Source organism: Limosilactobacillus viscerum (genome assembly GCF_947387525.1).
Classification (GTDB): Bacteria; Bacillota; Bacilli; order Lactobacillales; family Lactobacillaceae; genus Limosilactobacillus; species Limosilactobacillus viscerum.
The window spans coordinates 80,124-103,083 of record NZ_CANDNW010000004.1 but is presented as its reverse complement, the minus strand read 5'-3'; the positions used below and the strand labels follow the sequence as shown (position 1 = coordinate 103,083).

The 22,960-nt window shown below is 44.0% G+C and carries 18 protein-coding genes and 1 other annotated feature; of the genes, 10 read left to right on the top strand and 8 right to left on the bottom strand.

Annotated elements, in window-relative coordinates:
• Positions 1 to 157: 157 nt before the first annotated feature.
• The gene (locus QOS07_RS02470) at positions 158 to 949 is read right to left on the bottom strand and encodes a 2-keto-4-pentenoate hydratase (protein WP_283587422.1); all 792 of its coding nucleotides are present in this window, start codon (positions 947 to 949) and stop codon (positions 158 to 160) included.
• A gap of 669 nt (positions 950 to 1,618) precedes the next feature.
• Here QOS07_RS02470 and QOS07_RS02465 point away from each other — a divergent pair.
• The 7 genes from QOS07_RS02465 (at position 1,619) to cydC (ending at position 10,474) form a co-directional block, all read left to right on the top strand.
• The gene (locus tag QOS07_RS02465) at positions 1,619 to 2,812 is read left to right on the top strand and encodes an aminotransferase-like domain-containing protein (protein WP_283587421.1); all 1,194 of its coding nucleotides are present in this window, start codon (positions 1,619 to 1,621) and stop codon (positions 2,810 to 2,812) included.
• 340 nt (positions 2,813 to 3,152) lie between these two features.
• Positions 3,153 to 3,271: a sequence feature (ribosomal protein L10 leader region), on the top strand.
• A gap of 30 nt (positions 3,272 to 3,301) precedes the next feature.
• A complete protein-coding gene (gene rplJ, locus QOS07_RS02460) occupies positions 3,302 to 3,802 on the top strand; it encodes a 50S ribosomal protein L10 (protein ID WP_283587420.1) in 501 nt (166 codons plus the stop codon).
• Positions 3,803 to 3,864: 62 nt separating this feature from the next.
• Positions 3,865 to 4,230, top strand: coding sequence for a 50S ribosomal protein L7/L12 (gene rplL / locus QOS07_RS02455; RefSeq protein ID WP_283587419.1), 366 nt, complete (start codon positions 3,865 to 3,867; stop codon positions 4,228 to 4,230).
• Positions 4,231 to 4,566: 336 nt separating this feature from the next.
• The gene (locus QOS07_RS02450; RefSeq protein WP_283587418.1) at positions 4,567 to 6,000 is read left to right on the top strand and encodes a cytochrome ubiquinol oxidase subunit I; all 1,434 of its coding nucleotides are present in this window, start codon (positions 4,567 to 4,569) and stop codon (positions 5,998 to 6,000) included.
• Positions 6,001 to 7,017 (top strand): cytochrome d ubiquinol oxidase subunit II, encoded by a 1,017-nt coding sequence (gene cydB, locus QOS07_RS02445; protein ID WP_283587417.1) that lies wholly within the window; start codon positions 6,001 to 6,003, stop codon positions 7,015 to 7,017.
• A complete protein-coding gene (gene cydD / locus QOS07_RS02440; RefSeq protein ID WP_283587416.1) occupies positions 7,017 to 8,726 on the top strand; it encodes a thiol reductant ABC exporter subunit CydD in 1,710 nt (569 codons plus the stop codon). The genes cydB and cydD overlap by 1 nt, the downstream gene beginning before the upstream one ends.
• The gene (cydC, locus tag QOS07_RS02435; RefSeq protein WP_283587415.1) at positions 8,726 to 10,474 is read left to right on the top strand and encodes a thiol reductant ABC exporter subunit CydC; all 1,749 of its coding nucleotides are present in this window, start codon (positions 8,726 to 8,728) and stop codon (positions 10,472 to 10,474) included. The genes cydD and cydC overlap by 1 nt, the downstream gene beginning before the upstream one ends.
• A 19-nt stretch (positions 10,475 to 10,493) precedes the next feature.
• On the opposite strand, the gene QOS07_RS02430 is transcribed toward cydC, so the two are convergent.
• Entirely contained in the window at positions 10,494 to 11,474 is a 981-nt protein-coding gene (locus tag QOS07_RS02430; protein WP_283587414.1) for a polyprenyl synthetase family protein, read from the bottom strand.
• Between the two features lie 59 nt (positions 11,475 to 11,533).
• Here QOS07_RS02430 and QOS07_RS02425 point away from each other — a divergent pair, with 59 nt between their 5' ends.
• From QOS07_RS02425 to QOS07_RS02415, 3 genes are all read left to right on the top strand, one after another.
• Positions 11,534 to 12,445: a prenyltransferase gene (locus tag QOS07_RS02425; protein ID WP_283587425.1), complete on the top strand. Its 912-nt coding sequence runs from the start codon at positions 11,534 to 11,536 to the stop codon at positions 12,443 to 12,445.
• A 21-nt stretch (positions 12,446 to 12,466) separates the two neighbouring features.
• A complete protein-coding gene (locus QOS07_RS02420) occupies positions 12,467 to 13,687 on the top strand; it encodes an NAD(P)/FAD-dependent oxidoreductase (RefSeq protein ID WP_283587413.1) in 1,221 nt (406 codons plus the stop codon).
• Positions 13,688 to 13,887: 200 nt separating this feature from the next.
• Entirely contained in the window at positions 13,888 to 14,925 is a 1,038-nt protein-coding gene (locus tag QOS07_RS02415) for a DUF5692 family protein (protein WP_283587412.1), read from the top strand.
• A gap of 158 nt (positions 14,926 to 15,083) precedes the next feature.
• Here the strand turns inward: QOS07_RS02415 and QOS07_RS02410 are convergent, their stop codons facing one another.
• The 6 genes from QOS07_RS02410 to nrdH form a co-directional block, all read right to left on the bottom strand.
• A complete protein-coding gene (locus tag QOS07_RS02410; RefSeq protein WP_283587411.1) occupies positions 15,084 to 15,371 on the bottom strand; it encodes a hypothetical protein in 288 nt (95 codons plus the stop codon).
• Between the two features lie 275 nt (positions 15,372 to 15,646).
• A complete protein-coding gene (gene mscL, locus QOS07_RS02405) occupies positions 15,647 to 16,021 on the bottom strand; it encodes a large-conductance mechanosensitive channel protein MscL (protein ID WP_283587410.1) in 375 nt (124 codons plus the stop codon).
• Between the two features lie 165 nt (positions 16,022 to 16,186).
• Positions 16,187 to 18,823, bottom strand: a complete 2,637-nt coding sequence (gene adhE, locus QOS07_RS02400) for a bifunctional acetaldehyde-CoA/alcohol dehydrogenase (protein WP_283587409.1) — start codon at positions 18,821 to 18,823, stop codon at positions 16,187 to 16,189.
• Positions 18,824 to 19,230: 407 nt separating this feature from the next.
• Positions 19,231 to 20,250: a class 1b ribonucleoside-diphosphate reductase subunit beta gene (gene nrdF / locus QOS07_RS02395; RefSeq protein WP_283587408.1), complete on the bottom strand. Its 1,020-nt coding sequence runs from the start codon at positions 20,248 to 20,250 to the stop codon at positions 19,231 to 19,233.
• 88 nt (positions 20,251 to 20,338) lie between these two features.
• Complete coding sequence (gene nrdE / locus QOS07_RS02390) at positions 20,339 to 22,510, bottom strand: class 1b ribonucleoside-diphosphate reductase subunit alpha (RefSeq protein WP_283587407.1); 2,172 nt, start codon at positions 22,508 to 22,510, stop codon at positions 20,339 to 20,341.
• Positions 22,511 to 22,617: 107 nt separating this feature from the next.
• The gene (gene nrdH / locus QOS07_RS02385; RefSeq protein WP_283587406.1) at positions 22,618 to 22,839 is read right to left on the bottom strand and encodes a glutaredoxin-like protein NrdH; all 222 of its coding nucleotides are present in this window, start codon (positions 22,837 to 22,839) and stop codon (positions 22,618 to 22,620) included.
• Between the last annotated feature and the right edge of the window lie 121 nt (positions 22,840 to 22,960).

Sequence of the window (22,960 nt, the reverse complement as noted above, 5' to 3'; positions counted from 1 at the left end):
AATTATCAAACACCTTTGGAAGTATTCATGAAGTATATTACAGATGACCAATTTCTAATTTAAATTGACATTCCGGGTTATAAAAAGAGCACTAGTAGTCGTGAATCGATTGCTAGTGCTCTTTGCATTAGGAGAGAAGTTAATGGCTGAAAAAAGGTTACTGAACATTAAGCTCGACGTTACCGAGGCCGTGGTCAAATTTAACTAACCACTCACCTTGCTTGAGGGAAGGCGGCAGGACAAAAGTACCGGAGGAGACTAGTTGTCCTTGCTTAAATTTCTTGCCTTGACTTTCTAACTTTTGAACTAGCCATTGTAGTGAGTTCAGGGGGTTACCCAGCACCTCGGATGATTGTCCTTCGTCTAACTTCTGGTTATCAAGGAAGAGCTGTGCCTTGACATTGGCAGCTTCAGCGACATCACTAAATACTTTACTACTTGGCTGTTCCGTGCCATAGACAACTAGGCCGCCAACCGCACAGTCTGACATAACATTGTATTTACCTAAACTAGGGAACCAGTCCTTAAAGCGGGAGTCAGGGACTTCCAAAGCCCCGGCAACGGTTGTTTTTCGCAGTAGGTCCGCCAAACTGTCGGTGCTTGAAAGGTCTTCTTTGGCCCGGAAGGCTAGTTCAACTTCAACTAGTGGTTCCATCTGGTCAGCAAGGTTAACCATTGCCGGTGCTGGCAAGAAGTGTCGGTCGACTTGTGCCCCATAAAGTGGTGAATCAGCGTTGAACATGTCCTGGGTTTTCTTGCTGGTTAAGGAGACCTTATACCCACCTACTGGGACAGACTTTAATGCCATTACCCGGTTTTGGATGGCGTACGCAGTATCATCATCGGTGACCACACCGGTCCAGTCTGCTTCATTTAAGGGGTTGCCACTAACGTATGCATCATGAAGAGCTTGAGCAAATTCTTCTTGTTTTTCGTTTAACTTAGTCATATCATGTACCTCCATTTGTTGAGACCATGAAAACTCATACCCGCTTATAGTTGCCCACACGTATGAGCACGATGGTTATTTATCATTTCTTGCTGCTGGATCAAAATATTAATGTCACTAATGTCACTATCTTCCACTGTGCTCACCTCACATTAAGTTATTTTAAGAACAAACAAAAAAAGTCCCCTAAGCATCAATTAGACACTTAAAGGACGACGAATCGTGGTACCACCTTTTATTCATGGAAAAATCCACCTTAACCAGACAAATAATCTGTTGTCATTGTAATGGGTGACGACCAGGTCGACTTACTAATTTCAGTAACCAACTTGCAGGTGATATTTTAGGAATAACCGCATCTAGTTTTCACCAACCACTAGATCTCTGCTGCCAGTTTATTCCTGCGACTTCCTGCGCTTTGTTTTTTGCTTGTAATTAAGTTTAACTAAACTATACTCATCAAATTTTAATCTGTCAACTACCTTTTTAGTATTATTAATCCGCGAAACTAAAATTACCGTTGCGTGTAAGATGTAGATAAAAGTTAGTGGTGAAGTAAAAAATAATTTATTCTTAACAAGCAACTAAATCTAGTGTATACTACTTGCCAACGACATTTTTATTAGAAAACGATTGAAATGCATGAAAATTACTTAAGGAGTGACGACGATGACAAAGTTTAATTATTCTAAACGAGTACCAGCTGATGGAACGGATGCGGTGGGTGCAATTCTAAAAGCGGCCGCTGATCCAAAGATTATTTCTTTTGCTGGCGGGTTGCCAGCTCCTGAGTTATTTCCCGTCAAGGAAATGAAGGCGGCTGTTGATAAGGTTTTTGATGAGCAAGGACAAGTAGCGATGCAATATGGTGCTGCCAAGGGGGTAACTGCACTCCGGGAATTAATCTTACAGCACGTTAAGGAGAAGGAAAACGTCACTGGTAAGGTTGAAAACGTCTTAGTGACGACCGGTTCTGAACAAGTCCTTGACCTAGTTGGGAAAGCCTTCGTTAACCCTGGCGATACCGTTTTAGTTGAGCAGCCAACCTACCTTTGTGCACTGGATGTCTTTAAATCCTACGGGGCAAAGTTTGTGGGCGTAGCGATGGATGAAGAGGGGATGAAGATGGATTCCCTTGAAGAAACATTGAAGGCCCATCCGGAAACCAAACTAATCTATACGGTTCCTAATTTTCAAAACCCAACTGGCCGAACCATGGCGGTTGATCGCCGGAAGAAGTTAGCCGAACTGGCTGCTAAGTACAATGTCTTAGTACTAGAAGACAATCCTTATGGTGAAATTCGTTTTGCTGGTAAGCATGTACCGGCAGTTAAGTCTTTTGATCAGACGGGACATGTCTTTTACATGAGTACTTTTTCTAAGACCTTGGCACCTGGGTTCCGCCTTGGTTGGGTAGTAGCTGACGCAGAAGTAATTAACAAGTTAACCGTGCTGAAGCAATCAGCTGATTTGCATACTGATAACCTTGCCCAGTATGCTGTTGTTGAATTCTTGAAGAACAACGACCTTGATGCACACGTCGCAAAGATCAGTGCTCTATATGGCAAGCGTAAGCAGTTGATGGTAGAAGGAATTAAAGAATATTTCCCTGCTGGCGTTAAGTATACGGATCCTGAAGGCGGGATGTTCCTGTGGGTTGAAGTGCCTGGTGTTGATGACACAGTTGAGCTCTTCAAGGAATGTCTTAAGCATAACGTTGCCTTTGTGCCTGGTGATCCATTCTACGCCGGTAAGCCACAACCGGGTGCCTTCCGCTTGAATTATTCCAACATGGCGGAAGACAAGATCAAGGTTGGCTTGAAGCAGTTAGGTGAAGCACTCCAAGAAGCCGTAAATAAGTAAAAAATAGGGGGGAGCTGTGCCGGGTCAAACCCGGTTAGGGCCTGATGGCTGCTAGCATAGGACGTTGTTAACGGAACGGGCTAGCGATTGTCCTATGCTAGACACTAAGGCCCTGGGTTGTGGCACGTGATATCTCTGTAATATTCGGAACAAGGTGGGGCCGAGCCCCCGCAAGCACAAATAGTGGTCCAGAGTTCGTCTTTTGACGGGCTCTGGACCTCATTTGTGTACCGCGCTGTTCGCTTTTGATCTATATAGGTGGACTTATTTCACAGCCTTTTTGTTTTTGTTTTAAATATCCCTTTACAACAAATTTACTGATATGCTATACTACTAGAGTTGATTAAATATGACTCTGCCTAAGACTCAGGTGGCAACTTGCCTTAATTCGTACCTGCCGAGGAAGAAATGTAAATTCCTTCTCTATGTCTGCGGTCATAGGGATTTTTTTATAAATCCGATCAAAATACATTGCAGGAGGTGAAATTCATGAGTGAAGCAGCTATTGCAAAGAAAGCTGAAATTGTTAAGCAAACCGCTGATTTGATTAACAATGCTGAATCAGCTATCGTTGTTGACTACCGTGGTTTGACTGTTGCCGAAGTTACTGATTTGCGTAAGCAACTCCGTGATGCCGGTGTTAAGATGTCAGTTATCAAGAACAAGATTCTTGACCGTGCCGTTGAAGGTACTGATTACGAAGATCTGAAGAGCACTTTTGTTGGCCCAACTGCTGTTGCCTTCTCTGACGAAGACCCAATTGCTCCAGCTAAGATTCTGAAGAAGTTCGCTGACGACCACGACGCTCTTGAAATCAAGGGTGGCTTCATCGAAAAGAGTGTTAAGACTCTTGATGAAATCAACGAATACGCTACGATGCCAAGTCGCGAAGACCTGCTGTCCATGCTTGCATCTGCATTGCAAGACCCAATGCGGAAGATTGCTCGTGCAGTCAAGGCCGTTGCCGACAAGGAAGACGAAGCCGCATAATTACCGTATATCGGTTCAATATCAAATTAAAATTAATTACCTAAATATTGGAGGAAATAAACATGGCTTTTGATAAGGATGCTATCATTGCTTCATTAAAGGAAGCATCAATTTCTGACCTTAACGATCTTGTTAAGGCTATCGAAGACGAATTCGACGTTTCTGCTGCTGCTCCAGTTGCAGCTGCAGGTGCTGCTGGTGGTGACGCTGCTGCTAAGGACAGCTTCACTGTTGAATTGACTGAACCAGGTCAAGCTAAGGTTAAGGTTATTAAGGCTGTTAAGGATATCACTGGTGTTGGCCTTAAGGACGCTAAGGACCTTGTTGACGGTGCTCCTTCAGCTATCAAGGAAGACGTTAAGGAAGACGAAGCTAACGACATCAAGGAAAAGCTTGAAGCCGCTGGTGCTACTGTTACCCTTAAGTAGTTCTTCACTAAATAAAAAAAGAGGTTGCTGCGGCAACCTCTTTTTTTATTTTAAATTTTTTCTCCCAAATTAAATATGATCAGCTATTCATTTATAACGTGTTATCTATTGATTAGCCAATTCTACTATTAATAGATTAGAATCGCTTTTCCTTATAAGATGCCAGCAAATCCTTTTACTGCTGGAATTCACATCATAATTAATTAAAATAACAAAAGACGATATAAAAAAATTAATCTGCCTTGAAAGAAAGCGCTATGAGTTGTACACTTAACTTGTGAATAGCAATTATTTTTAAACACGTGATAAGTTATTTGTTTACTGGAGGGATTAACAATGGATATTGTTAGTTTAGCTCGTTTCCAGTTTGCGATGACGACGGTCTTTCACTTTTTCTTCGTTCCGTTTTCTATCGGGACGGTGTTCGTCGTTGCAGTGATGGAAACGATGTATGTTCGTACCAAGAATGAGTCATATAAGAAGATGGCTAAATTCTGGGGTAACATTTTCATGCTGAGCTTTGCTGTCGGTGTCGTTACCGGGTTAATTCAGGAATTCCAATTTGGGATGAACTGGTCTGACTACTCACGGTTTATGGGTGACATTTTTGGTGCCCCACTGGCCTTTGAAGCACTCCTCTCATTCTTTATCGAATCTACCTTTATTGGTCTCTGGGTCTTCACCTGGGACCGGGTCAAGAAGGGCCTGCACTTATTCTTTATTTGGATGATTGTCTTCGGGACGATGACATCAGCCCTGTGGATCTTGACTGCCAACTCCTTCATGCAGCACCCAGTTGGCTTTACCGTTCGTAATGGCCGGGCCGAAATGGTTGACTTTGGTGCATTAATTTCTAACCCCCAAGTTATCTTTGAACTGGGCCACGTCCTAATGGGTGCCTTATTAACCGGTGCCACGATTATTGCGGGGTTAACTGCTTTCCAACTGTTGAAGAAGCGTTCACTGTCAGATGAAAATAAGACAATCTACCACAAGACAATGCGGATTAGCCTATGGTTAATGCTGATCTTCTCACTGGGTTCCATTACAGTTGGGGATATGCAAATGCAATACCTAATTAAGGAACAACCAATGAAGTTTGCTGCAACTGAAGCAGTTTACAAGACAACGAAGAGTCCAGCACCATGGACGGTTGTCGGGGTTGCAAATCCAAAGACTCATCAAGTTAATGGCAAGATTGAAATCCCAATGATGTTGAGTGTCCTTTCCTATCACAAGACTTCTGGCTCTGTTACCGGGATGGAAGAAATCAACGCCCAACTAGAAAAGAAGTATGGTACCCATATTGATGGTCAAAAGATGAACTACTACGTTCCTGTTAACACTCTGTTCTGGAGCTTCCGGGTAATGTGTGGTTTCGGTGCTCTGTTGGCATTAGTATCCATTGTTGGTTTGATTATGACAAGAAAAGGCAAGGAGATCTTGTACAATCACCGGTGGGCGCTATGGGTAATGGCCATTTTGACCTTTGCTCCATTCCTTGCTAACACCGCTGGTTGGTTTATCACTGAATTCGGTCGTGCACCATGGACTGTCTATGGTTTGTTTACGATCCAACAAAGTGTTTCGCCAAACGTCTCTGTTGCATCGCTATTAACTTCTAACATTATCTACTTTGTTCTCTTTACTAGTTTGGCAATTATCCTGATTTCGCTGATTGCACGTTTCTTGCGTAACGATCCAGTTGAATGGGAAGCTGCTCAGGCCGATAAAAAGGCAACGGATCCATTTGCAAAGGGGGCCTTCTAAATGTCATTTCTACAAGCTTTGTGGTTCTTGTTAATTGGCGTGCTATTTTCCGGCTTCTTCTTCCTGGATGGATTTGACTATGGTGTCGGAATGGCAGTAGGTATGCTCGCTCATAATGAAGGCGAACGCACCCAGATCATTAGAACAATCGGTCCGGTATGGGATGGTAATGAAGTATGGTTAGTCACTGCGGGTGGTGCCATGTTTGCTTCGTTCCCATACTGGTATGCAACCTTATTCTCTGGCTACTACCTTATCTTATTATTTATCCTGGTCGGTTTAATTCTCCGGGGTGTTTCATTTGAATTCCGGGCTAAGAGTCCCGATTCAAAGAAGCCAATTTTGGATAAGATTATGGCCTTCTGCAGTTTTTTGGTGCCATTCCTCTTTGGGGTAATGTTTATCTCCATGATTAAGGGGATGCCAATTGATGCTGCAGGTAACATCCACGCTCACTTCTTTGACTACTTCAACTGGTTCTCAGTTGTTGGTGGGATTGCGTTGGCTTTGTTGACTTACCTTCACGGTTTGAACTACATCACCTTGAAGACGAAGGGACCAGTTTCCGAACGGTCACAAAATTATGCCCAGGCATTTTACTGGGTACTGTACGTCGGCGAAGTTGTCTTTGCACTTTTGCTGCTGTTCCAGACCGACTTTATCAAGGTTCACCCAGTTGCTACACTGCTTTGCCTAGTACTGATCGTTGGCTTCTCAGTTTGGGCCCACGTTTCAACCTTCAAGAACAAGCAGGGCTTTGCCTTTGCTGCTAGTGGGTTAACACTGATTTCACTGGTTGCACTAATCTTCTGTGGACTCTTCCCACGGGTAATGATTTCTTCAATCAGCAGCAAGTTTGACCTAGTCATTCAAAGTGCATCATCATCAAATTACACCTTAATTGTAATGACGATTGCGACCGTTATCTTAGTACCTTGTGTACTTGCTTACACAATTTGGGCATACTGGATTTTCCGGAAGCGGATTGAAATGCCTAAAGTTGGGGAGGCTAATTAATGATTGATCGAGAGCTATTTCAACTCGCGGGAGCTAAATCAATCAGTAAAAGGCTTGCGGGACTTGATGTTCTGCAAGCCTTTTTGATTATTGGTCAGGCTCTTGCATTGAGTGCAGTTATTACTCGTTTGTGGGAAGGACACCGTCTTGACCGGCTAATGCTAGTGGCATTTGCCGCCTGCTTCACCGGTCGCCAGCTATTGGCCTGGCTTAGTGACCGCTGGTTAGATAACTATGCGGGCCGAACCGCCCAAAGTCTGCGCCGGTCACTCCTTGAAAAATTATTTAAGCTAGGACCAGCCCTTGTACAAAAACAGGGGACTGGTAGCATGATCACGATGGTCCTCGATGGGATCGGCGAAGTTCGTGAGTACATTAAACTGACTTTTTCAAAAGTGATGACGATGATGATTGTGCCCGTCCTGGTATTAATTGCGACGTGCTTTTTAGACCTGCGTTCGGCAGTGATTTTACTAATCATGTACCCGCTGATTGTGATGTTCATGATTATCCTGGGAAAAGCAGCGCAGGCAAAGGCGGAAAAGCAATTTGGCAACTTTCAGAAATTATCGAATAACTTTATTGATTCATTGCGGGGAATTGATACGTTAAAATACCTTGGTTTAAGTAAACGGTATTCAAAGAGTATCTTTAACTCGAGTGAGACCTTCCGGGAACGGACAATGCGAGTGCTGAAGATCGCCATGCTGTCGACCTTTGCGTTAGACTTCTTTACCACCTTGTCGATTGCCGTGATCGCCGTCTACCTTGGTTTTGGCTTGATTAATGGGAAAATAACACTTTTTCCTGCCCTTGCCGTCCTAATTTTGGCACCAGAATACTTCCTGCCAATTCGGAATTTTGCGGGGGATTTCCATGCAACCTTAAATGGAAAAAATGCTTTTAAGAAGATTCACCACCTAATTAATGAGCCGGCGGAACCAGTTGCTGACGTAAAGCTTCATGAGTGGGGACCTAACGACCAGCTTGAGCTGAACAACCTCCAGTTTAAGTACCCAAATGGGGTGGCGATAAAACCATTCTCCCTCCAAATTAAGGGCAACCAAAAAATCGGTATTATCGGGATGAGTGGGGCTGGTAAGACAACCCTCATTAACTTGCTTAGCGGCTTTTTAACGCCGACGGCAGGTGAGATTAATATCGAGGGGCAGTCAACTACCACGTTAGACATTCCCGAATGGCGGCAACAATTACTCTACATCCCACAAAATCCATACGTATTTACCGCCACGTTACGTGAAAACATTGCCTTTTACACCCCAGATGTCAGTGATGACCAGGTATTAAAAGCAATCCATGTTGTTGGCTTAGACGACCTGTTGGCAGACCTGCCGGAAGGGCTTGATACTGTGATCGGTAGCGGACGCCGGGTATTATCTGGCGGTCAGGCGCAACGGATCGCACTGGCCCGTGCCTTCCTTGACCAGGATCGGCGGGTAATGATTTTTGATGAACCGACTGCCCACCTGGATATCGAAACGGAAATGGACTTAAAGGACCGGATGTTACCATTGATGGACAACCGGCTGGTCTTCTTTGCTACCCACCGTCTTCACTGGATGAAGCAGATGGACTACATTTTGGTAATGAACCACGGTGAACTGGTCGAGCAAGGAACATTTGCAGAATTAAAGAAAAAGGATGGTTACTTTATGCGGTTAATGAAGGAAATGCGAGGTGAAGATTAATGTTTAAGAAGGTACCGTTATTGCGGGCACTAAAGCACGACCAATGGGTACGGCCGTACTTACGCCATTACCGGAAAACGCTGATCCTCGCAATTACGATTGGGGTGATCACGTTTGTGTGTGGTGCCGGCCTGATGTTTAGTGCTGGTTTCTTAATTAGTAAGTCGGCCACGCGCCCAGAGAACATCCTCCTGGTTTATGTGCCGATTGTTTTGACCCGTGCTTTTGGGATTGCCCGCCCAGCTTTCCGGTACTTGGAACGGATTATTAGCCACAACTGGGTTTTGAAGATGACATCCCGGCTGCGGCAAAAACTATATGATACCCTTGAACACGACGCAACGTCTTTTAATAGCAAGTACCAACTGGGTGACATCTTAGGATTGCTGTCAGATGACATTCACCATATCCAAAACCTATACCTCCGGACAATGTTCCCCATGTTTGTGAGTTGGGGGTTATACGCAATTATTGTTATTGCCCTTGGAATTTTGTCACCACTAATGGGGCTATGGATGCTGGTTGTCTTTGGCCTGATGATTTTTGCTATCCCGCTATGGTCCGTCCTGGTTAATGGTGCCCGTCAGTCATACGAAAAGGAAGTTAAGGATAGCCTCTATGTGAACTTAACTGATAACGTGCTCGGCGTTGCTGACTGGGTGCTAGCAGGGCGCAGTGATAGTTACCTCCAGTTGCATAATAATAACGAGAAGCAATATCTGGCAACTGAACAGGCAATGCACAAGTTCGAGCGTTTCCGTGACTTCTTAGTTCAAATGATGGTCCTACTTGTAGTTGTCAGCCTGATTATATGGGGTGCTGGACGGTTTGGTGGTCAGCCAGGTGGTGCCGCTAACTGGATTGCTGCCTTTGTTTTGGCAGTTTTCCCCTTAATCGATGCTATTGCACCGTTGCCAGCTGCTGCCCAGGAAACCAATGTTTATACTGATTCATTAATCCGGTTAAACAACTTGGACCAACCCGCTTCCACAAGTGGCGAATTACCAGCGGTCAACGCTCCTTACCAGCTAACTGTTAAGAACCTTCATTACACCTATCCATCAACCACCCGCGAGGTGCTAAGAGGAATCAACCTGACCATTAAACCAGGTGAAAAGTTGGCTATTCTTGGACGAAGCGGTGCGGGGAAAAGTACGCTGGCAGCACTTCTTCGTGGTGACCGGGTACCGACAAGTGGCACGGTAACGCTAAACGGTGTTGATACCGACCGCTTCAACGATCGGATTGCTGATTATATTAGTGTGATTAACCAGCAACCATACTTGTTTAATACGACAATTGCTAATAATATCCGGCTCGGCAATGAGGAGGCATCTGATGACCAAATTTGGGACGTTCTCCGCCGGGTCGGCCTGGAAAAGATGGTAAAGGACTTGCCGAATGGAATTGAAACGAAGGTTGATGAAGCGGGACTTCGGTTTTCTGGTGGTGAACGGCACCGGTTGTCCCTGGCGCGGATTCTCCTTAAAGACACACCAATCGTTTTGCTTGATGAACCAACCGTTGGGCTAGACCCCATTACGGAGCAGGAGGTTATTGACACAATTTTTGCACAATTAGCAGGAAAAACATTAATTTGGATAACTCACCACTTGCAGGGAATTGACCAAGTTGACCAGGTAATCTTTATTGAAGATGGTCAAATTGCAATGCACGGTACCCCAAGTGAGTTATGGAATAATAATCAACGTTACCAAGAACTAAAAAAGGCCGACCAGGGACTTTAATCCCGGTCGGACCTTGCAATTAGATCGTTCGCTTTAGGAGTTTTTTAGTCATTTTTTCCAGGAACCGTCGTGAAGGATTATCCGGCAAGGCGGCTAGGCAGTCGAGGGCTCGCTGCGTATATTGACCCGCTAGCTGACGGCTTTGGTCCACTGCACCGGCACTAATAACGATTTGCTGTACCTGTTGCATATCCTTGGCGGTGATTTGGTAGCGCTTAGCAAGAAGTGGTCGCAATTCTTTTGCGACTTTTTCTTCCTGTAAGGCTAATAAAAGGGGGAGGGAGTAGACCCCTGTTGCAAGGTCCTCCATGACCGGCTTGTTCAGCTGCTGACCACCGGTATAGTCAAGAATATCGTCGAGCATCTGGAAGGCGATGCCAAGGTAATGACCGAACTTAGTAGCAGTAGTGACGTCTTGTGCTGGTGCGCCAGCAAAGTGGGCACCCTCGCGAGCGGCAAGCTGGAAAAGAGCGGCAGTCTTGCCACTGACATCTTCTAAGTAGTCTTCAAGTCCCTGGTGGGTATTAAAGCGCTGGTTCATCTGCCCTAGTTCCCCATTTAGGATTTGGCGCATGATTTGAGCGTTAACCTTCAGGTATTCAGAACCGGGCACGGCATCCAGCAAGAGGTCAAAGAAAATGGTGAAGAGCAGGTCGCCGGCATAGACGGCCGTATCCTTGCCAAAGCGTGCTTGGATGCTGACCGTTCCCCGCCGTTTGGGAGAGTCGTCAATGATATCATCGTGGATCAGGGTAGCCATGTGGAGAATCTCGATGGATGCTGCTAGTTTAACCAGCTGGTCATTGTCACGTTTTGCTCCACAAATCTGGCCGATTGTTAACAGAATTGCCGGTCGGAGGTATTTGCCGCCGTTATTTGCCATTGTTAAGAGGGCTGCTTGCAAGTCATGGTTGTTACAGGTAATCTGGTCCTGGATGCAACGATTAACATTATTCAATTGTGCGCTGATAAGCGGATAGGTTTGCCATTTATTATTCATAATTAATTGTTTCCCTTATGTCTTATGTAAGTGATCTTAGTTATAATTATACCGAAAGGATGTGGTTTGGTGTCATTAAATGTTTTTTGGAACTAGTGGAAATAAAGGCGAAAACTGCTAGTGTTGTTCCCTTTCTTTTGGGGATGGCCTTTAGCCTTTATTATTTCCATTCGATTAACTGGTCATTAGCAATTATCTTTTTTATTGCAATGCTATTGTTTAACATGGCCGTTGATATGCTGGATAACTATAATGATTTTAACCATGCAGTTGATAAACAGAACTATAAGCAGAAGACAAATATTATCGGGCGGGAAGGATTATCACCCCGGTTGGTATTAACCTTACTTGTTAGTTTTTCTGTGATTGCTGCCTTGATGGGCTTCTGGCTTGTTTACCGTGCCGGCTGGCCAGTCTTATGGATGGGAATCTTTTGCTTTGCCATTGGGATCCTGTATTCATCTGGCCCGCACCCCATTTCTAATTTACCATTTGGCGAATTAGCTTCTGGTTTTACAATGGGCCTTATGATTGTCCTCCTGAGTGTTTACCTGAATGCTTACCAGCAGTTTAACTGGAACTGGGCGAACCTGTGGCGGATCTTTGTCGTGGCATTGCCAGATGAGTTATGGATTTCCAACTTGATGTTGGCGAACAACATTTGTGATGCACAAGAGGATGAGGACAACCACCGGACAACCATTGTTCACTTCATTGGTAAGAAGAATGCGTTAATTGCCTTCTCACTGAAGAACGTGTTGGCCTTTGTCATGATTATCATTTCACCATTTTTAGCAATTGCACCATGGACTGTTTGGCTATCACTAATCATTTTACCGTTTACTTATCAGCAGAACAAGTTGCTCATTCATAAGCAGGTTAAACGGGAAACGTTTAGTTGTAGTGTAAAGATCTTATTAGTGGGCTCACTTGCCCAAATGATTACTTACTGGATTGGTATTTTATTATAGAGAAAAATTGGAGGAAGAAAGATGAAGAAAGTTATTGTACTTGGTGCCGGTTATGCGGGCCTAAAAACAGTTGTTGAGCTGCAAAAGAAATTGCGGGGGCAAGTAGAGATCACCCTCGTTGATGAGAATCCATACCACTATGAAGCAACTGACCTTCATGAAGTTGCTTCCGGTAACCTGCCAGCTAGCAAGATTACCTTCCCAATTACTGACGTTTTGAACCCGGAAATGACTACCTTGGTTTTAGACCACGTTGAAAAGGTTGACCAGGACAAGAAAATTGTTGAATTAAGGGATCATAAGCCATTATCTTACGACTACTGTGTATTTGCCCTGGGTTTTGTCTCAGAAACCTTTGGTATTAAGGGGGCAGAAGAAAATAGCCTGCCAATGACTAATGTTAAAGAGTCGGAGGCAATTCATAACCATATCATTACCCAGATGAAGGACTACCAAGAAACAAAGAACCCCAATGACCTTAAATTGATCATTTGTGGTGCTGGTTTTACCGGGATTGAATTAGCGGGGGCGCTTGCCGATGCCCGTCCACGTTATGCGAAATTAGCCGGCGTTACACCAGATCAAATTAAAATCCACATTATTGATGCTTCAAAGCGGCTCTTGCCAATGTTTAATGAGAAACTAGCAGATTACGGCATTAACCTGTTAAAGAAGTTAGAAATTGAAATTACGACTGAAGCACGGATCCAAGAAATCCAGCCAGATACGGTCTTGTACCAAGGGGCAGGCGATAGCGAGGGTGATCCACTCCACAAGGTGGAAGCAAATACGATTATTTGGACGACTGGTGTCAGTGGCAGTCCGGTTGTTGCTGAATCTGGTCTGCAAGCGCGTCGTGGCCGGGTAATGGATACTGAACATTTAACCGCCCCCGACCATGATGACATGTACATGGTTGGCGATGTTGCTGCGGTAATGCCACCGAATGGTAAGCGTCCGTACCCAACGACAGCGCAGATTGCCTTGTCAATGGCTAACTACGTGGCAAAAGACATTGCTGCCCGGGTGAAGGGGATAGCGCGTCCAGCAGCCTACGTTTACAAGTCATTAGGGACCGTTGCATCGGTTGGTAATACCCGGGCGTTCGGGGAAGCAAGCGGTCATTCCTTCAAGGGTTATCCCGCTTCGGTTCTCAAGAAGATGATTATGAATAAATCATTGATGGAACTAGGTGGCTTTAAAGAACTCTTTGCCAAGGGACGTTTTGACCTTTACCACTAAAATTAAATACCGAATATTAAACGACGAAAATATCGCTAAAGTTAACTAGCAATATTTTCGTCGTTTTGTTTAGATCATTTTTACACGAATGTCTTGTAACAAGATGGTTTTTGAAAAATATACACCAAAAGAATAACCATATTATTATAAAATAATTGTACAGGGAATAACTATTAATCTTATTAAGGAGGAGAATGACTATGCTATTTCAAGTTTATGGCAGTCAAGCGGGATGGCAATTTTTCGGTTGGATTCTCGTTTTTATCTGCTTGATTGTTACCAACGAAATTGCACGGCGGACCAAGTTTGGTGGATTATTTTTCTTTGTTATTTTGCCAATTGCACTGACAATCTACTTCATTACAATTTATGTTTGTGCGGGGCAGGGGCAGTCATGGGCACTGCATAATCCGACGTATGTCCATATGAATAGCTGGTTCCACTACGCTAAGCTTTATGCGGCCACTTTTGGTTGTATTGGTTTTATGATCCTAAAGTACCACTGGGGAAACTTAGGTAAGGCGTACTGGTTTAAGGTCTTCCCATTCGTCATCGTTGCAATTAACATTTTTATTGCGGTTGGAAGTGACTTCGAATCAGCCATCCGGGGGATGCATGCTCTCCAGACCACTGGTAGTCAGTGGTGGCTGTCATCAGAAGGTGTCTGGCTTTATGGTGGCTGGTGGAACGTTTTGAATGGTTTAGCTGGAATTATCAATGTCTTTTGTATGACCGGCTGGTTTGGTATTTATTCGTCACGTAACGAACAAGATATGTTATGGCCAGATATGACCTGGCTGTTTATCTTAGCATATGACGTCTGGAACTTTGAGTACACTTACAATAACTTGCCAACACACTCCTGGTATTGTGGACTGGCACTGTTATTGGCACCAACTTTTGCGGCATCATTCTGGAACAAGGGTGGTTGGATCCAAAACCGGGCCAATACGCTAGCAATCTGGTGTATGTTTGCCCAGGTATTTCCACTGTTCCAAGATCGGGGCAAGTTTGCGGTTCTGCCAGTCTTGTACAAGGACGGTGTAATGAATCCGGCTGTTCATCCAACTGCTGCTGACCCACACATGATGGGGATTATTGCGATCTTATCCATTGTGATCAACGTGATTGTATTTGCCATCATTTGGAAGCGGGCACGGGCAATGCGGATTAACCCATACTTACAACCAGTATTTGCTGGTACCAAGGACTATGATGAAGCGATGGCTCGTCGTTAGTTACTAGTTACTGGGACATAATAAAAGGCCCTAGAGTCGGTGAATTAGGACTCTAAGGCCTTTATGCGCTTTTGGGAGTACTGATCCCTATATCTGGGGAGAAAATTGATAAAGGAGAACAAAAGCCGTGAGATGGGCGCTCACGACTTTTATGTTAGCTAATTACTACCGGCATGGTGCACATTGCCAGCAGACTGGTTCCGGTAACCATAGTAGAACTGAAGGGCGGCCACAACGATGTTGATCCAATTGATGGCGATGAACCAACCTGCAATACCGCCGCTTGCGTGATCTACCATGTAATATACACAGAAACCGATAATAATGGCACAAACATTAATCCAAGCAAAGGTCTTTTGTAACTTATGATCATCGAGCTTAAACCACATCCAAACTACGTTGACGACAAACCAAATGGCTAAAACCCAAAATACAGTGTTAAACATAAGACATCCCTCCTTAGATAAATATTTTCAACCACTGATTAATGAATTCCCCTAACTCATTAATCACCACCAGTATATCGAGAAAATCAGGAAAAGTAAGTATCAAAAAGACCCATTCGACTAGTAATGAGCCATCACTAGGTAATTAGTTACCAGTAAGTCAAAAATGGCAAAATGTAGTGAGTGGAGAAGGCTGTGTTTCCTGATGAAAAGCCCCACTAGCGTTCACGATTGATGAACGTTAGTGGGGCCTACTTTTTAACTGATAGAAATCACTATTTATCGTTTTTCTGCCGGAGCGTTTCGGCAATTTCCTTTAGGTACTGCACTTCTGGACTTGGCGCTTCCGGCTTTTTCTCTTCTTTCTTCCGGAACTTATTGATTGCTTTAACCATTAGGAAAACCACAAAGGCGATAATCAAAAAGTTAATGACGGAGTTAAGAAAGAGGCCGTACTTAAATTGGGCACTGCCTACCGTTAAAACCATGTTAGAAAGGTCAATTTTACCAAGGAAGATACCGATAAGGGGGTTAATGAGGTTGTTAACAAGGGAAGTGACGATTGCTGTAAAGGCAGAACCAATGATAATCCCGACAGCCATATCGACAACGTTCCCGCGGGCAATAAAGTCCTTAAATTCTTTAATCATATTAGCCTCCTGTATTATTTTAGTATTCATATTTTACCAGTTTTAATAACGTTTTGCGCTTACTTGCGCTTGATTTTAAGCAAAATTAATAAGCAAAAGCGGATAAGAAAAGGGCCTGCCAAGAGTGACAGGTCCTTTTTAGACTGATTGGTTTGGTAATTAGAATTAGTCTTCTTCAACCCCGGTACCATCGTAGCAACGTTCAAGGAGTTCCTTGAGTTGGCTAACCAGTGGTTCAACCGGGTTGGTAGTAGTACATTGGTCTTCGTAAGCTTCAACGGCTAATTTGTCAACCATCTTATCGAATTGTTCACGGGTAACACCGTTTGCCTTTAGACTCAGAGTGACACCACATTCATGAGCAACATCGATGTACTTTTGGGCATAAGCTTCTGCTAATTCTTCATCAGAATTACCCTTTAGGCCGATAAACCGTGCCAGGTCAGCGTAGTCCTTTGTTGCGTGGTAAGTTTCGTAGTGTGGCCAGAGGGCTAACTTTTGTGGCCGCTTGGCGTTGAAGCGAATTACCTGTGGCATTGCAATGGCGATCAGTAAACCATGAGGAAGACCGAAAGCACCACCCATCTTGTGGGCCAGTGAGTGGGTAATCCCAAGGAATGCTTGACCAAAGGCCATCCCGGCCATGGTTGAGAAGTCATGCATCTTCCGCCGTGCGTAAAGGTCACCCTTAACAGACTTAGGAAGGTATTCCATTGCTCCCTTAACGGTTTGCAGTGACCAACCACGGGTGTAGTCAGTAGCCATGACAGAAACGTATGATTCAGTAGCATGGCAGATAACATCCAAACCAGTGTAGGCAGTTGTCTTTGCGGGAACCGTTTCAACGAATTGCGGGTCAACAATGGCAATGTTTGGTGTTAAGGCGTAGTCAGCTAGTGGGTACTTGATATGGGTCTTGGAGTCAGTAATAACCGCAAATGGGGTAACTTCAGAACCAGTACCAGAAGTCGTTGGAATACCAATTAATTGTGACTTTTCCGGCTTCTTGATTTGGTAAGCACGCTTCCGGATATCAAGGTACTTTTGCATTACACCGTACCAGGAAGTTTCTGGGTGTTCATAGAACATCCACATTGCCTTAGCAGCATCCATTGGTGAACCACCACCAAGGGCGATAATGGTGTCCGGCTTAAAGTCGTTCATCATTGCAACACCCTTTTCAACGGTGTTAGTTGATGGATCTTCTTCAACATCATCAAAGACCAGGAATGGGGTGTCATTTTGACGAAGGCGAAGTTGGTCAATCACCCGTTGAACGTAACCACGCTTACTCATTCCGGGACCAGTAACGATGAATGCCCGGTTAATGTTTGGAATATCGCGCAATTCTTTTAGTGAATTCCGCTGAAAGTATACTTTTGGGGGGATCTTAACCCACTGACGATTTTCACGACGCTTAGCAATTACCTTGATGTTTAAGAGGTCCCAGTCAGTAACGTTGTGTGAAATTGAGTTACCACCATATGAACCAGTACCCAGGGTAAGTGATGGGGTCATGTTGTTGTAGATGTTACCAATCCCACCAATACCAGATGGTGAGTTAACGATGATCCGTGATGCCCGCATTTCCAGACCATACTTAGTAGCAAGATCATCATCAAGGGTGTGGATAGCAGCCGTGTGACCTTCACCACCGTAGTGAAGAAGTTGACGACAGATATCAAAGGCGTTTTCCTGTGAACTTGCCCGGTACATAGTCAATACTGGGGAAAGCTTTTCAGCTGACAGTGGGTAGTCATCACCAACACCGTCAATTTCGGCAATTAAGACCTTGGTGTTGTCGGGAACGTTCTTGAGACCACACATTTCAGCAATGGCGTTAGCAGACCGACCAGCGATTGGGCCACGGACTTGGTGCCGTTCAGGATCGATAAATCCGTCAGAGAAGGTTTGTAATTCATCAGGCTTAACGAAGTAGCAGTTCCACTTCTTGAATTCTTCCTTAACTTGGTCGTAGATTTCATCATCAACGACAACTGAGTTTTCAGAAGCACAAATCATCCCGTTATCGAAGGTCTTGGATAAAACAATGTCGTAAACGGAACGTGCAATGTTAGCAGTCTTTTCGATGTAGGCTGGACCGTTACCAGGACCCACACCAAGAGCTGGGTTACCAGAACTGTAAGCAGCCTTAACTAGGCCGGGACCACCAGTTGCCAGGATAGTGGCAATGTTTGGATGTTGCAGCAATGCATTCGTGTTTTCACGACTACATTGTGGGATCCATTGGATCATGTTCTTTGGCGCACCAGCCTTTTCAGCAGCTGCTTGAAGGATCTTAGCTGTCTTGATTGAAGCTTGGAGTGCTTGTGGGTGGAATGAGAAGATGATCGTGTTCCGGGTCTTAGCGGAAATAATTGACTTGAAAATTGTGGTAGAAGTTGGGTTGGTAACAGGAACCACTCCGGCAATAATTCCAAGGGGGTCAGCGATCTTAATCGTTTGGTCTTCGTCGTTGTTTTCGATAATTCCAACGGTCTTATCGTGACGAATGTTGTTCCAAATGTATTCACTAGCGTAAATGTTCTTGATTGCCTTATCTTCGGCAACACCACGACCAGTTTCGTTTGCAGCGTCGATTGCTAGGTCCATGTGGTGTTCTTCGGCTGCCAGGGCCATTGCCTGACAGATCTTATCAACTTGTTCTTGTGTATAATTACGCAATTGATCAAACGCAACTTGACTCTTTTCAACTAAGCCATTAATTAATTCTTGAGCAGCTTGTTGCTTGTCTTGTTCAGTTTGTTCTTGCTTAACTTGGTGTTTCTTTGCAGATGCCATAATCAAGTTTCTCCTTCATTTCAAATTAACTTGTTACCTATTGAACATGGTTAATACTACAATAGCCGTTAGCACTTTTCAAGGGCATTGTGAGAATTTTAACAATGGTTAATAATTGTGAATGCGTTTACATTGATATAGCGTTAGGCCTTGAAGTACAAAGAAAAACATTGGTATAAATTATGCAGACAGCAAATTTGTGCAACCGGTTGCTCAAATGACTACTGATCATACATTCACAAAAATGACCAGCAACGAGACCAGGAATTAATTTAGTCTCGTTACTTTAAAAGCAATTAAGATACGGTGCCGTGACCACTGTATGGCACACGAGAAAAAACCTCTCAAGCGCTTGGGGAACAAGCACTTGAGAGGTCTTATAAAGCAATTTTCAGCTTCGATTAAAATTATTCGCGTGAATTACGGTCCTTATTTGCGTTAGGATCCTGGATCCGGTAATCATCATCGTTCATCGCTTCAACTTCACCGAGGCGGTAACCATTCCCAACCTGACTAAAGAAGTCGTGGTTAACGGTTGAAGTAGAAATACCGTTCATTACCACTGGGTTAACATCAGCTGCAGTATCAGGGAAGAGCGGGTCTTGACCAAGGTTCATCAATGCCTTATTAGCATTGTAGCGGATAAAGGTGAGTACATCATCAGTCCAGCCGAGCTTGTCGTAGAGCAGGTGGGTGTACTTTTCTTCGTTGTCATACAGGTCATATAAGAAGTTGTACAGCCAGTCTTTCATATCCTGTTGCTGCTTTTCGGTCCGGTCATGCATTCCCACTTGGAACTTGTAACCAATGTAGGTACCATGGACAGATTCGTCACGAAGGATTAGTTTAATGATTTCGGCAACGTTATTTAGTTTGTTGTGGCCGAGGTAATAAAGTGGGGTATAGAAACCAGAGTAAAAAAGGAAAGTTTCCAAGAAAACATTAGCAACCTTTTTCTTCAGTGGGTCTTCTGCCGGGTTAAGGTACATGTTAGCAATCTTGGTAGCCTTATTTTGAAGGTATTCCTCAGAGTCAGACCAGCTAAAGATCTCGTTAATTTGGTCGGGAGTATTCAACGTAGAGAAGATCGTTGAGTAGCTCTTAGCGTGGACAGATTCCATGAATTGGATATTATTTAATACGGCCGTCTCGTGCTGGGTCTTAACATCCTGCTTTAATGCGGTCATTCCGGCTTCAGATTGAACAGTATCCAACAGGGTCAGTCCACCAAAAACATGGCCGACTGTCCAGCGGTGGTCGTCGTCTAATTCACGCCAGTCATCAAGGTCATTTGAAACGGGGATCCGCGTATCTAGCCAAAATTGTTCCGTCAACTTTTCCCAGGTTGCCTTGTCAATCATATCGGAAACTTCATTCCAATTAATTGCCTTATATTTTTCTAGTGGTTTAAATTCTTCTAATTTCATTTAATTAGCCTGCTCCTTAAAAAACTAATTATCCTACTAATTTCGTAAATAGTCGTACTAAAAATTCTAACAGTGATTCTGCTTAAAATCAAATAACACAGCTCTCACATTGGTTTGCGCCAATTTCATCATTATCATCGGTGAAGGTCCGGATGTAATAGATTGACTTAATCCCACGTTGGTAGGCGTAGTGCCGCAGAATATTAAGGTCCCGGGTCGACATCTTATTTGTCCGACCGTTTTTCCATTCGTAAAGTCCTTCGGGGATGGTTGAACGCATGAACAGCGTCATTGACATTGACTGGTCAACGTGTTGCTGGGCTGCGGCGTATGTATCAATAACCTTCCGCATGTCGATGTCGTAGGCAGATTGATAGTACGGCATTGTATCATCGGAAAGATATGGCGCAGGGTAGTAAATCTTACCAATCATCTTTTCCTGCCGTTCCTCAACCCGGTTAATAATTGGTGTCAAGCTGGCAGTAGAATCATTAATGTAGGAAGTAGAGCCGTTTGGCGCAACTGCAAGGCGGTACTCGTTGTATAGGCCATCTTGCATTACGTTATCTCTCAACTTCTTCCAATCAGTGGGACCCGGAATAAAGATCCCCTTGAAAAGCCCTTTAACAACATCTGACTGCGGCCCCCAGTCCTTTGAAATGTACTTATCAAAGTAGGAACCGTCAGCATACTTGCTCTTTTCGAAATTATGGAAGGTTTCCTGCCGTTCACGGGCAATTTCATTAGAAGCAACCAGTGACCAGTAATTCAAGAGCATGAAGTAGACACCAGTGAATTCAATTGCTACCGGACTCCCATACTGGATATGGTTCTTAGCCAAGTAACTGTGAAGACCCATTGCTCCCAAACCAACAGAGTGGGCCAATGCATTACCACGCTTGATACTTGGTACAACGTCCAGGTTCTCAACATCACTGATGTGGGTTAACCCCCGCATCATTGCCCGGATAGACCGGCCAAAATCAGGACTTTCCATCATGTTGGCAATGTTAGTAGAACCAAGGTTACAGCTGATATCGGTACCAAGGGTTTCATAGGATTGATCATCAGCAACCTTAGAAGGAACCTGTACCTGGGCAATTTCAGAACAAAGGTTGCTCATGACAATTTTACCGTCAATCGGGTTATCCCGGTTTTCGGTATCAATGTTAATAACGTAAGGATAACCTGATTCTTGTTGAAGTTTACTAATTTCATCTTCAAGGTCCCGGGCGTTAAGTTTCTTCTTGTGAATTTCATCATTGGCAACCATGTTGTCATATTCCTTTGTGATATCGACGTAGGAGAATGGTACGCCATATACGCGTTGGACATCGTAAGGACTAAATAAGTAGATATCTTCGCCTTTTTCAACCAGCTCGTAAAACTTGTCGGGAACGGTGATCCCTAGTGAGAGGGTCTTTAAGCGGATCTTTTCGTCGGCATTTTCCTTCTTTGCTCCCAGGAATTCAATGATATCTGGGTGGAAGACACTGAGGTAGACAACCCCAGCACCTTGCCGTTGGCCCAGCTGGTTAGAATAGGAAAAACTGTCTTCTAACAACTTCATCACTGGGACAACCCCGCTAGCAGCACCCTTGATCTTCTTAATTGGTGCCCCAGCTTCACGAAGGTTGCTAAGGTTGATCCCGACACCACCACCGATTTTAGAAAGCTGGAGGGCAGAATTAATGGTCCGGCCGATGGTGTTCATATCATCGGTGGTTTGGATTGCAAAGCAGGAGACGAATTCACCACGACGCTTCCGGCCGACGTTTAAGAAAGTGGGAGTGGCTGGTTGGTAACGCTGGTGAACAATTTCATCAGCCAGGTCCATTGCCAAGTCTTCATCACCATTAGCCAGGTAAAGGGCGTTCATTGCTACCCGGTCAATGTAATTTTCTAGGTAGTATTCCTTATCATTGGTTCGCAGTGCATACTGAGCATAGAACTTGTATGCGGCCATAAACGAATGGAAGTGGAAATTTTGCTTCTTTAAATAGTCATACAGCTTTTTAATAAAGGCATCGCTGTACTTATCCATGAAGCCTTCTTCAATGTAGTCATTTTCTTCTAGCCAAGCAAACCGTTCGTGGAGTGACGAAAAATGCTTGGTATTTGGACGAACATTTTGTTCCAAGAAGTCGGCAAGTGCTTCTTGGTCCTTATCAAGCTGAATTTTCCCATCACGAGGAATGTTAACTTCGTTGTTGAGGTCAAAATACTTAACTTTGGTAATATCGATATCAGATAAGGCCATAATAAAACTCACTTTCTCGAAAAATAGTAATTAAGTCAATAATTAAACCAGGCTAGCTGCAAATCAATTGCGGAGTAGCCTGGTTGGAAATAATAGCTTAGAATAGATTAAGCAAGACTTTGAAGGCGGTCGGGACGGAAGCCAGAAAAGGCATTACCGTTTGGCAGCTTTACAACTGGGGTGGCCATGAAGCCATCAGCCTTTAATTGGTCGATGTATTCAGGCTGTTCATCAATGTTGTGTTCAACAAACTTAATTTGGTGTTGTTGAAGGAACTTTTTAGTCATCTTGCATTGGATGCAATTATTTTTAGAGAAAACTGTAACCATTACTTAACCCTCCCTCATGAATGAATGTTGATGTTATTAAGTATAAGCAAAAAAGCAAAAAAATCAATCAAAAAAGTACCGTATATTGTGGACGAGAATTAGTGAAACACAATATATGGTA

Bases quoted from the DNA above. Each gene is read 5' to 3' on its own strand.
- nrdH (WP_283587406.1), bottom strand. From the start codon at position 22,839: ATGGTTACAGTTTTCTCTAAAAATAATTGCATCCAATGCAAGATGACT.
- QOS07_RS02465 (WP_283587421.1), top strand. From the start codon at position 1,619: ATGACAAAGTTTAATTATTCTAAACGAGTACCAGCTGATGGAACGGAT.
- rplJ (WP_283587420.1), top strand. From the start codon at position 3,302: ATGAGTGAAGCAGCTATTGCAAAGAAAGCTGAAATTGTTAAGCAAACC.
- rplL (WP_283587419.1), top strand. From the start codon at position 3,865: ATGGCTTTTGATAAGGATGCTATCATTGCTTCATTAAAGGAAGCATCA.
- mscL (WP_283587410.1), bottom strand. From the start codon at position 16,021: ATGATTAAAGAATTTAAGGACTTTATTGCCCGCGGGAACGTTGTCGAT.
- nrdE (WP_283587407.1), bottom strand. From the start codon at position 22,510: ATGGCCTTATCTGATATCGATATTACCAAAGTTAAGTATTTTGACCTC.
- cydC (WP_283587415.1), top strand. From the start codon at position 8,726: ATGTTTAAGAAGGTACCGTTATTGCGGGCACTAAAGCACGACCAATGG.
- cydD (WP_283587416.1), top strand. From the start codon at position 7,017: ATGATTGATCGAGAGCTATTTCAACTCGCGGGAGCTAAATCAATCAGT.
- QOS07_RS02450 (WP_283587418.1), top strand. From the start codon at position 4,567: ATGGATATTGTTAGTTTAGCTCGTTTCCAGTTTGCGATGACGACGGTC.
- nrdF (WP_283587408.1), bottom strand. From the start codon at position 20,250: ATGAAATTAGAAGAATTTAAACCACTAGAAAAATATAAGGCAATTAAT.
- QOS07_RS02430 (WP_283587414.1), bottom strand. From the start codon at position 11,474: ATGAATAATAAATGGCAAACCTATCCGCTTATCAGCGCACAATTGAAT.
- QOS07_RS02470 (WP_283587422.1), bottom strand. From the start codon at position 949: ATGACTAAGTTAAACGAAAAACAAGAAGAATTTGCTCAAGCTCTTCAT.
- cydB (WP_283587417.1), top strand. From the start codon at position 6,001: ATGTCATTTCTACAAGCTTTGTGGTTCTTGTTAATTGGCGTGCTATTT.
- QOS07_RS02410 (WP_283587411.1), bottom strand. From the start codon at position 15,371: ATGTTTAACACTGTATTTTGGGTTTTAGCCATTTGGTTTGTCGTCAAC.
- QOS07_RS02415 (WP_283587412.1), top strand. From the start codon at position 13,888: ATGCTATTTCAAGTTTATGGCAGTCAAGCGGGATGGCAATTTTTCGGT.
- QOS07_RS02420 (WP_283587413.1), top strand. From the start codon at position 12,467: ATGAAGAAAGTTATTGTACTTGGTGCCGGTTATGCGGGCCTAAAAACA.
- adhE (WP_283587409.1), bottom strand. From the start codon at position 18,823: ATGGCATCTGCAAAGAAACACCAAGTTAAGCAAGAACAAACTGAACAA.
- QOS07_RS02425 (WP_283587425.1), top strand. From the start codon at position 11,534: ATGTGGTTTGGTGTCATTAAATGTTTTTTGGAACTAGTGGAAATAAAG.